General features: G+C 62.4%; 9 protein-coding genes, 1 other RNA gene and 2 pseudogenes. 3 read left to right on the forward strand and 9 right to left on the reverse strand.

Annotated elements, in window-relative coordinates; translation table 11 throughout:
- Positions 1-313: 313 nt before the first annotated feature.
- The 5 genes from rnpB to rsmI all read right to left on the reverse strand — a co-directional run bounded on the left by rnpB (position 314) and on the right by rsmI (position 3968).
- Positions 314-678, reverse strand: an RNA gene (gene rnpB / locus QZ656_RS21220) — RNase P RNA component class A.
- 9 nt (positions 679-687) lie between these two features.
- The gene (locus tag QZ656_RS21225) at positions 688-1473 is read right to left on the reverse strand and encodes a DUF3025 domain-containing protein (RefSeq protein WP_291995244.1); all 786 of its coding nucleotides are present in this window, start codon (positions 1471-1473) and stop codon (positions 688-690) included.
- Positions 1470-1919 carry a hypothetical protein gene (locus QZ656_RS21230; RefSeq protein ID WP_291995245.1) on the reverse strand — a complete coding sequence of 150 codons (450 nt, stop codon included), beginning with the start codon at positions 1917-1919 and terminating at the stop codon, positions 1470-1472. Before QZ656_RS21230 ends, QZ656_RS21225 begins: the two co-directional genes overlap by 4 nt.
- Before the next feature lie 53 nt (positions 1920-1972).
- Positions 1973-3007, reverse strand: a complete 1035-nt coding sequence (gene pyrC, locus QZ656_RS21235) for a dihydroorotase (RefSeq protein ID WP_291995246.1) — start codon at positions 3005-3007, stop codon at positions 1973-1975.
- Positions 3008-3128: 121 nt separating this feature from the next.
- Entirely contained in the window at positions 3129-3968 is an 840-nt protein-coding gene (gene rsmI, locus QZ656_RS21240) for a 16S rRNA (cytidine(1402)-2'-O)-methyltransferase (protein ID WP_291995247.1), read from the reverse strand.
- 16 nt (positions 3969-3984) lie between these two features.
- On the opposite strand from rsmI, the gene QZ656_RS21245 reads away from it, so the two are divergent.
- The 3 genes from QZ656_RS21245 (at position 3985) to QZ656_RS21255 (ending at position 5706) form a co-directional block, all read left to right on the forward strand.
- Positions 3985-4374 (forward strand): YraN family protein, encoded by a 390-nt coding sequence (locus QZ656_RS21245; protein WP_291995248.1) that lies wholly within the window; start codon positions 3985-3987, stop codon positions 4372-4374.
- Between the two features lie 91 nt (positions 4375-4465).
- Positions 4466-5059: a phosphoheptose isomerase gene (locus QZ656_RS21250; RefSeq protein ID WP_291995249.1), complete on the forward strand. Its 594-nt coding sequence runs from the start codon at positions 4466-4468 to the stop codon at positions 5057-5059.
- Positions 5056-5706 (forward strand): BON domain-containing protein, encoded by a 651-nt coding sequence (locus tag QZ656_RS21255; RefSeq protein ID WP_291995250.1) that lies wholly within the window; start codon positions 5056-5058, stop codon positions 5704-5706. The genes QZ656_RS21250 and QZ656_RS21255 overlap by 4 nt, the downstream gene beginning before the upstream one ends.
- Positions 5707-5863: 157 nt before the next feature.
- Here QZ656_RS21255 and QZ656_RS21260 read toward each other — a convergent pair whose 3' ends face one another.
- The 4 genes and pseudogenes from QZ656_RS21260 to QZ656_RS21275 form a co-directional block, all read right to left on the reverse strand.
- Complete coding sequence (locus QZ656_RS21260; RefSeq protein ID WP_291993817.1) at positions 5864-6232, reverse strand: hypothetical protein; 369 nt, start codon at positions 6230-6232, stop codon at positions 5864-5866.
- A gap of 156 nt (positions 6233-6388) precedes the next feature.
- Entirely contained in the window at positions 6389-8197 is a 1809-nt protein-coding gene (locus QZ656_RS21265; protein ID WP_291993816.1) for a sodium:solute symporter family protein, read from the reverse strand.
- Positions 8198-8207: 10 nt separating this feature from the next.
- A pseudogene (locus QZ656_RS21270) lies at positions 8208-8461 on the reverse strand (DUF4212 domain-containing protein).
- A 215-nt stretch (positions 8462-8676) separates the two neighbouring features.
- A pseudogene (locus QZ656_RS21275) lies at positions 8677-10106 on the reverse strand (potassium transporter TrkG).

Genomic DNA, 10106 nt, shown 5'->3' on the forward strand with positions numbered 1-10106 from the left:
AGCACGCCGAGCTTTCCACTTTCTACCACTTGTACCCACTTTAAGATAAAGATTGCGTCAAAGCAAGGGGTTTTACGTCGCTTTTCCCAATGCCTACAAGGACTTATAGGCGATTCTTGAGGCGATCTCGAAGGAGTATTCCTTTATAAAACAGCAACAAAATTGCGGTAGTTAAAGTATTTTCTCAGAAACGAGCGGCAAGTCCGCGTTAGCGGCGGCGCACGCACACGCGCGACAGGTAATCGTGATCGAATTGGCGGACTTTGGAAACGTCGCCGGGGCGGCAGCGCGAGTGGCGCGAGCTTCGGAAAAGGTGGGAAGCCGGTCGATAAGCCGGGTTCTGTCGTGGACAGCCATTCCTCTAGGCGTACTGTTGCCAGCACGCTCAAGCAGCCTACCCGGAAGCAGCGCGAGCCACGCCCATGCTTCCCTATTTGGCCTTGCTCCGGATGGGGTTTGCCGTGCCGTCCGTGTTACCACGTCCGCGGTGAGCTCTTACCTCGCCGTTTCACCCTTACCTGCCCTGCTTGCGCGAGGACATAGGCGGTCTGCTTTCTGTTGCACTTTCCGTCACCTCACGGTGCCCGGTCGTTAACCGGCATCCTGCTCTGCGGAGCCCGGACTTTCCTCTCGGCGCGAGGTTTTCACCCGTTGCCCAGCGGCTGCCTGGCCGACTTCCCGCGCTGATTATACGCTGCGCCCGGCGCGGCCCGGCCGGAATTGCCAACAGTCGTCGTAATAGCTGGCGTTTTCGCTAGCCGGTGTCACGCCGGGCAAGCCGAGCAAGGGCAAGGGCTGGAAAACCCGCGGCTGGACGTGTAATCCGGCCGCCAGCTCACCAGCCAGGCGCTGGTCGATGTCGGCCACCTGTGCGGGCAGCGACCAACAGCGCAGCCAGTCTTCGCTGACCTCGTAGAGCACGGCCTTGGCGGTCAGGCCGCGAAACGGCTGCAGCAACTGTTCGTAGGTCGCGTGCCCGAAAACGAAGCAGCGCAGGGCGCGATGCAGGTCGGCGCGGCGCTCCCAGAACAGAGCTTTCCACTCGAAGCCACGCAACAAGGCCAGCAGCGACGGATCGGACGAGACGACGACGACGCCGCATTCGTCGAAATGGGTCATCGCGTCGCGAGCGCCACCACGGCTGTTGGCGGGCACGGCCAGCGCCGCGGCGTGGCGCGCATTCAGCGCCGCCTTACTCAACGGAAAGCTCAGCCAGACCAGTGCGTTAAAGAAATCGTGCCAGTTGTCGGGCCGCGTCGCCACCTCGCCGCGCGCCCAGATACGTGCTTCGTAGGCCATACCGTCGAGCGGCGGCGGCACGAAAGACAGGCGCTGGCCGCTGGCGGTGCGCAAATCACGCCCGGCACTCAGAAGGTGCAGCGCGGCCAGCTCGGGCGCAAAAGCTATCTTCTTGAGCAGCGGCGACAGGGGGGCGAACAGGCCGCCCGGCGAAGGCCAGACAGGCCGGGTCAATTCGCCGCCGGCGTGACCGCGTCCGCCGCCGTCGCACTCTTCGGCGCGGCGACAAAGATCAAGTTGCCGCTACGCATCTGGAAGCTTCCCTGCAAAGCGCCCATCCCCTCGGCCGGCTCTTCGTCGAGTCGCGCAAAGCCTTGACACGTTCGCGTCTCGACGACGAACATCCGTTTTCCCTGCTTGAAAATCCAGGCATCGTTACCAGGCGAGTAGACCTCAAAGCGGGTGTCGGCACTTGCCGAACCGATGTCGTGGCGACGCATGCACTCGGGCATTCGCGCCGCGACCACGGCGTACGTAGCCGTTCTTTCCCAGAAAAAATTCTGCACGCGAATCAGCGTCAGCGAATGCTGACTCGAGTCGATCTCGAAGGCCGCTCGCTGATCCGAGCAGGCGACCAGCAACGGCAGCACGATCAAGAGCGGCAACGTTTTCCACGACAAAGGCAATCTCATCGATCAAATCCCGGAGCAGCAAACAGAATAATCAAAGGTCATCAGCCGAGCAGCCGCCAGCGTAGCAGCTCGCCGGCACGTAGCGGAACCAGCGACTCGCCGTCGCCGTAAGCAAAGCTCTGCGGCGTTCGCCACTCCTCCTCGACCAGCGTCACCTGGCCGGCGTTGCGCGGCAAACCGTAGAAATCGGGCCCATTGAAACTGGCGAAAGCCTCCAGTCGATGCAGGGCGTTGGCTGACGCAAAAGCCTCGGCGTAGAGTTCGAGTGCGGCGTGGGCGGTATAGCAGCCGGCACAACCGCAGCTGACTTCCTTGGTCGTTTGTGCGTGCGGTGCAGAATCGGTGCCAAGAAAAAATTTCGGGCTCCCGGAAGTCGCCGCGCGCAGCAGTGCCTGGCGATGGACTTCGCGCTTGAGGACCGGTAGGCAGTAATAATGCGGGCGGATGCCACCGGCAAAAATGGCGTTGCGATTGTAAAGCAGGTGATGCGCGGTGATCGTCGCCGCCACCCTGGGCCCGCAAGCAGCAACAAAGTCGGCGGCGTCGCTGGTCGTGATATGTTCGAAAACGACCTTGAGACCCGAGTAGCGCGCCAGCAAAGGTCGCAGGATGCGTTCAATGAACACCTTTTCGCGGTCGAAGACGTCGATCGCCGGGTCGGTCACCTCGCCATGCACGAGCAGTGGCAGGCTGGACCTTTCCATCTCCTCGAGAACCGCCGCGCAGCGCTCCAGATCGCTGACACCAGCGTCCGAGTTGGTCGTCGCCCCGGCCGGATAGAGCTTCACCGCGCGTACGAAGTCGCTATCGACAGCCCGCCGAATCTCATCGACCGTCGTGCCGTCGGTCAGGTACAAGGTCATCAGCGGCTCGAATATCGTACCCGCGGGCACGGCCGCCAGAATGCGCGCGCGGTAGGCGGCGGCGGCAACAACCGTGGTCACCGGCGGACGGAGATTGGGCATCACGATGGCCCGCGCAAACTGCCGCGCCGTATGCGGCAGCACGCTTGCCAACGCCTCACCATCACGCAGATGGAGGTGCCAGTCGTCAGGGCGGGTAAGGGTAATCTGCATTTGTTGGCTCAGCAAAAGAACTCGATCGTGGAATTCTAGATGATTTCCGCGGCGCCGGCCGCGCGGTCCCGCCGCCGGGCAGATGCCAGCCGCCAGGCAGCCGCCGCCGCCGTGCGCGAGCCTACGCCTGCCAGCGCAAAGCCAGTTGATAGAGAGCGTGCTTGCCGGCGCCGGTGATTGCGTGCGCCAGCCGGCTCGCCTGACTGACCGACAGGCCATCGTCGAGCAGCAACCTCAAGACCCGCTCGCCCTCGAGGTCGTTGCTGACCGGTGGCGCCCCGGAGAGCAGCAGCACGAACTCGCCACGTTGCCGATTGGCGTCTGCCAGCAGCCAGTCGTTGGCGGCGCCCAGCGCGCAGGCATGGACGCTCTCGAACAACTTGGTCAACTCACGCGCCAGAACCAGCGTCCGTGTCGGCTGAAAAGCGACCGCCAGAGCGGCGACGGTGTCGACAATTCGATGCGGCGCCTCGTAGAAAATCAGCGCGTAGGGCAAATGCGTCAACTCACTCAGAGCCTCTGCACGCTGCCCGGCCTTGGCGGGCAAGAAACCGTAGAACAGGAAATGGGCTTCGCTGAGACCCGCGGCGGAAAGTGCGGCGATCGCTGCGCAGGGACCTGGTAGCGGGATCACACGATAGCCTGCGGCGCGCACTCTGGCCACCAGTCGGGCGCCTGGATCGGACACCGCGGGCGTGCCGGCATCGACCACCAGAGCGACCGATTCACCGAGCGCAAGCCGCCCGATGACCTGCTGCGCAGCGCCTTCCTCGTTGTGCTGGTGCGCCGCCAGCAGGCGAGCATTGCAGCCGTAGTGCCGGAGCAGCGGCGCGCTGTGACGGGTATCCTCGGCGGCCACCCACGGCACCTGCCGCAGGACTTCGATGGCCCGCTGGCTGATGTCGCCCAGATGACCGAGCGGGGTGGGAACGACATATAATGCGGGAAATTCTTCCGTCATGATGGAGGGCCGGCAGGTGGGTGACAAAGATAGCACGACCGGACCTGCGGGACACGCCGGCAGCCCGGGAATGATCGCCGAGGAACTCGCCGCGCGCTACCTCGAACGGCATGCGCTGACCATCGTCGCGCGCAATTACCGCTGCCGCGGTGGCGAAGTGGACCTGATCTGTCGCGACCGCCGCGTCCTGGTCTTTGTCGAGGTGCGCTTGCGGCGCAGCGCCAGCCATGGCGGCGCTGCGGCCAGTATCACCGCCGCCAAGCAGGCACGCATCGCCCTTGCCGCACAACACTTCCTGTCGTCGCATGGGGGCCGAGAGCCCGACTGCCGCTTCGACTGCATCGTTCTCGACGCACTGTCCGATGCGGCGATCGAATGGATCCGCGATGCGTTTTCTGCCGCCTAGCACGGCGTCGCGGCGCGATCGACCAGGGTCTCGCTGAGCCTCTGGTGTTAGAATCTGCGCCTCGTCGTTCACCGGAACCGAAGCTCAGCCCATGAACCTGATCACTCGCATCAGCCAGCAATTCAAGGACAGCGCGCAAACCAAGCTTGACGCCATCGACGCACTGGCCGGGCCGGTCGCGCAGGCGATCGAGGTGATGGTCGGTTGCCTGCTGAGCAACGGCAAAATCCTCGCCTGCGGCAATGGTGGTTCGGCCGCCGACGCGCAACACCTGGCCGCCGAACTGGTCGGCCGCTTCGAGGCCGAACGGCACGAACTCGCGGCGATCGCGCTGACCACCGATTCGTCGATCATCTCGGCGATCGCCAACGACTATGGTTTCAAGATGGTATTTGCCAAACAGGTACGCGCACTCGGCCAGCCCGGCGACGTACTGGTCGCCATCTCGACATCGGGGAACTCGCCCAACGTCATCGAGGCGGTGAACGCGGCGCACGCCAACGACCTCCGCGTCATCGCCTTGACCGGCAAGGGCGGTGGCGCCATCGGCGAGCTTCTGTACGACACAGATATCCATATCTCGGTGCCGGCCGAGCGCACGGCACGCATTCAGGAAACACACTTGCTGATCATCCACTGCCTTTGCGATGGTATTGATTGCCTGCTCATGGGAGTCGAAGAATGAACAAGGCCCTGGCCACCACCCTGCTTCTTGGGGCCACGCTGATCCCGATGCTACAGGGCTGCATTACTCTCGTCGCGGCCGGCGCAACGCAGGTAACGTTGTCGGCAGTCGATCGCCGATCTCTTGGCACGCAAACCGAAGACGAAACCATCGAATGGAAGGCCTCCGGCGAAGTCAGCGAGAAAGCGGGCAAGGAATCGCATACCAATTTTACGAGCTACAACCGCAAGGTGCTGGTTACCGGCGAGGTAGCTTCCGAAGCGACCAAGGCCGAAGTCGAACGCCTGGTCGCCGCCATACCGCAGGTCCGCGGCGTCTACAATGAGCTCGCCGTTGCCCCGGCCACTTCACTGAGCACCCGCAGCAACGATTCCTATATCACCACCAAGGTCAAGGCGCGCTTCGTCGATTCCGGCAAGTTCAACGCCGTTCATGTCAAGGTGGTGACCGAAAATGGCGTCGTCTATCTGCTCGGGCTGGTCACCCAGCGCGAAGCCGATGCGGCGATCCAGGTGGCACGAACGACCAGCGACGTGAAAAAGGTCGTGACGCTGCTGGAGATCATCCCGGCTGCCAAGGCCGAAGAACTCGACGTTCACATCGAGCCCCGCCCGCCCGCCAATCCTGACAGCAGCGACGGCGGCTAAGCGCCAGCAGCTCCTCCGCGGTCCGCGCTGGCCGGCGAAAGGCACGGCGCGTCAAGCAAGCGCGTGCGCTGGGCCGGAGCCGGAGCCGGGAAACTCTTCTCCGCGCTTCGGCCGCTATGACGCGACCGTCATCGCCAGGACAGTAACCTGGAGAAAATCAAGTGCGGTCTTTGGGCGCCACCTGCTTCTTCTTTCCCCACATCGGGTGCGCATGCTGGCGAAGAATGAAGTCGGCAAAGAACTTCATCCAGATCGTCGAACCGGCAATCGCGCTCCAGATGTCGTATGCGACGCCACCGATGACGATCATCAGGATCACTGCCACCACGATGCCACCGGCAACCAGGTTGATGGCCGCCGCGTAGGGCGCATATTTTGCGGGGTCGGCGGGTGGCTGACCGCTTTTCAGTGCCACCTCGGAGAAATCCCGCTGGACGAGGATGCGCCATGCCCGCCGCAGCCAGAAGAAAGCAATCGGGAAGAGGCCGAGAAACAGTATCCATGTAATCGCGACGCTGATAGTCATCCACTACTCCTGTTGTTCCGCGCGCTTGCGCGGACGGCAATACACTTCACTTCGCAAAGCAGCAAAGAAAAACCCCGCCAAACGTACCAGCGGGGTTCTTCTTGCCCGCTACCGCCGGCCACAGCCGACGGCAGCGGGATCATAAGCTAGTTACGCTTAGTGCGAACCACTGACCGCCTTCGAGCCGCGTGGAATACGCACGGCTTCGACCATCGCCTGGATGTGCGCCGGCGGTTCCGGGGTCATCTTATCGACCAGGAAGGCGACGCCGAAGTTCACCAGGGCACCAATCGCGCCGAAGGCTTCCGGCGTGATGCCGAAGAAGCTGTTCGGACCACCGATCAGGTCGAGGTACTCGGTACCCTTGATGAAGAAGATACCCTTGGCTGCGAAGACGTAGAACAGTGTGATGAACAGGCCGGCGAGCATGCCGCATATGGCACCTTCCTTGTTCATCTTCTTCGAGAAGATACCCATCATGATCGCCGGGAACAGCGAACTCGCCGCGATCCCGAAGGCCAGGGCTACCGTACCAGCCGCGAAGCCCGGCGGATTAAGACCCAGATAGCCAGCGATGACGATCGCCACGGCCATCGAAATCTTGCCCGCCAGCAGCTCGTTTTTCTCGCTGATGTCCGGAACGAAGACGTTCTTGATCAGGTCATGCGAAACCGCAGCGGAGATGGCCATCAACAAGCCAGCAGCGGTCGACAGAGCAGCAGCCAGACCACCGGCAGCCACCAGCGCGATCACCCAGTCCGGCAGCAGAGCGATTTCCGGGTTGGCGAGAACGATGATGTCGGCGTTGACCGTCAGCTCGTTACCCTTCCAGCCGGCGGCTTCGGCCTTGGCCTTGAATGCGTCGCTCTTCGACTTGTCGTTGTAGTACTGGATGCGACCGTCGCCGTTCTTGTCTTCGAATTTCAGCAGACCGGTCTTTTCCCAGCGCTTCATCCAGTCCGGACGATCGGCGTACACCAATTGCGAGTCAGCCGCGTAAGGATCGGCATTGCCCATCACTACGCCCGGGGTGATCGTGCGCAGCAGGTTGGTCTTGGCCATCGCGGCAACGGCAGGCGCCGTGGTGTAGAGCAGGCCAATGAAGATCAGCGCCCAACCGGCGGAACTACGCGCAGCAGCGACCGTCGGCACCGTGAAGAAGCGCATGATGACGTGCGGCAGGCCGGCAGTACCGATCATCAGCGACATCGTGTACACGAACATGTTCAACATGCCACCAGCGTCTGACGTGGTGTAGTTGGCAAATCCGAGATCGGTGACCACCAGGTCCAGCTTGTGCAGCAGCGAGACATCCTGGCCAACAATGTTGGAACCCAGACCGAGTTGCGGGATCGGGTTGCCGGTGAGCTGGATCGAGATGAAGATCGCCGGAATGATGTAGGCCGAGATCAGCACGCAGTACTGTGCAACCTGCGTGTAGGTGATGCCCTTCATGCCACCGAACACGGCATACAAAAAGACGATGCCCATGCCGACGTAGATGCCGGTTTCGCTGGTGACGCCGAGGAAGCGCGAGAAGGCCACACCGACACCGGTCATCTGGCCGATGATGTAGGTCAGCGAGGCGACCAGCAGGCAGGCAACGGCGACCGTGCTGGCGGACTTCGAGTAGAAGCGGTCGCCAATGAACTGCGGCACGGTGAACTTGCCGAACTTGCGCAGATACGGAGCGAGCAGCATCGCCAGAAGCACGTAGCCACCGGTCCAGCCCATCAGGAACAGACCGCCGCCGTAACCCATATTGGAGATCAGGCCAGCCATCGAAATGAACGACGCGGCCGACATCCAGTCCGCGCCGATCGCCATGCCGTTCATCACCGGCCCGACCTGGCCGCCGGCCGCGTAGAACTCGCTGGTGCTACCGGCACGAGCCCAGATGGCAATGCCGATGTACAGCGCGAAAGTCGCGCCGACGACCAGGTAAATCGTTGTTTGCAGATCCATTATTGGCCCCTTATTCTTCGTGAACGTCGAATTGACGGTCGATTTCGCCCATCTTCTTCCGATAGTAGAAGATCAGCGCGATGAATATGTACATCGCCCCCTGTGGGCAAACCAGAAGCCCAGGGGATAGCCACCCAGATGAATGCTATTCAGTGCCGGCGCGAACAGGATGCCGGCACCGAACGAGACCAGAAACCACACGACCAGGATCTTGCCCAACAACCCGAGGGTCGCCGACCAATAGGCCTTTGCGCTGTCTTCCATGATTACCTCCTCCAATTTTATTTTGATCAACTTGGCGGCTCCCGAAGTGCCCAAGGGAACCACCGGGGCGATTATTGATGTCGATTCTTACTGGAAGCTGACATCAGATCAGAAAGTTGGATGGGTCCGCGAACCATCTCGAGATCGCGTGGTCGCCTCTGGCGAGGCGCGGACGGGCCTCGGCGCCGGCCCCTTGCAGAACGTCGCGCGAACGGCTAGCGCCGCCAGAAAGCCGGCATCAGAAGCACCAGCAAGGTGAAGATCTCCAGACGCCCGAGCAGCATCGCCCAGGTGCATACCCAGGTCTGGAAGTCGGTCAGGACGGCGTAGGTCGTCGACGGACCGACCAGATTGAGGCCGGGGCCGGTGTTGTTCAGGCAGGCGACGACCGCCGAGAAAGCGGTGATGATATCGAGATGCGTGGCGACCATCAGCAGCGTCAGCAAGACGATGCTGACCACGTAGATGAACATGAAGCCGAGAATGGCGTGCAGCACCGGGTCGGGAATCACCGTCTCGCCGAAGCGTACGGGCTGCAATCCGCGCGGGTGCATGGCGCGCATCAGTTCGCGAGACACCTGCTTGTAGAGGACTATCGCGCGCATCATTTTGATACCGCCGCCGGCCGACCCCGAGCAGGCGACGAAACTGCCGAGGAAAAGGATCCACAGCTGCCGAACAAAGGCCACAGTACGTAGTCAGTCGTCGCGAAGCCGAGCGAGGTGGCCAGGGAAACCGAGTGGAACGCGACATAGCGCAGCGTCGTCGGGAAATCGGGGTAAATCCCGGTCGGCCATAGGTAGAGCGACAGCGCCAGGATGCTCAGGGCGAAGCGTGCCGAGGAATAGTGCGCCTCGATGTCGACGCGATAGGCGCGCAGCGAGCGTTGCGAAAAAGCGAGGAAGTGCGTGCTGAAACTGATACCGGCGAGCAAGGCGAAGACCATGACCACCAGTTCGATGTCCAGGCTGTCGAAGTGGCCAAGGCTGGCGTCCTGCTCGAGAAACCGCCGAGACCCATGATCGAGAAGGCGTGCATCATCGCGTCCCAGCGCCCATCCCCATCTGGTAAAGGGTGGCGCCACAGGCGACGGTGAGAATCACATAGACCACCCACAGGCCCTTGGCGGTTCGGTGATCCGTGGCGTGATCTTCGAGTCCTTCATCGGACCCGGCGTTTCGGCCCGAAGCATGCCGCGCCCGCCGAACCGAGCAAGGGCAAAACGGCAACGGCAAGACGACGACGCCGAGGCCCGCCGATCCAGTGCATGAAAGTGCGCCAGAAGTTGATCGACAGCGGCAGCGCGTCAAGCCCCGACAAGACCGTTGCGCGGTTGCGTGAGGCCCGAGACGGCTTCGAATAAGCGTCGGTCCACGACAGGACCGTCAATGTGCAGGTAAAGAGGCAGCGCCCCGAAAGCCGGCAACAACGACCAGATCAGCGCGACCAGCAAGAAACTCTCGCGGACCCGCATCTCGCGCTGCTGGCGGCCCACCGACAGCGACAGCAGCGAACCGCAGGCGACGGTGATCAGTACGGCCTCATCGTAGGCGCCGTGCGCGCCGTCGGCGGTCAGCCACGAGATCGCCAGCGGGATCAGCATCAGCAAGCCGAAACCGGTGATCAGACGGCCGAGAACGAACAG

This window comes from Candidatus Accumulibacter sp. ACC003, from assembly GCF_907163085.1.
Lineage (GTDB): Bacteria > Pseudomonadota > Gammaproteobacteria > Burkholderiales > Rhodocyclaceae > Accumulibacter.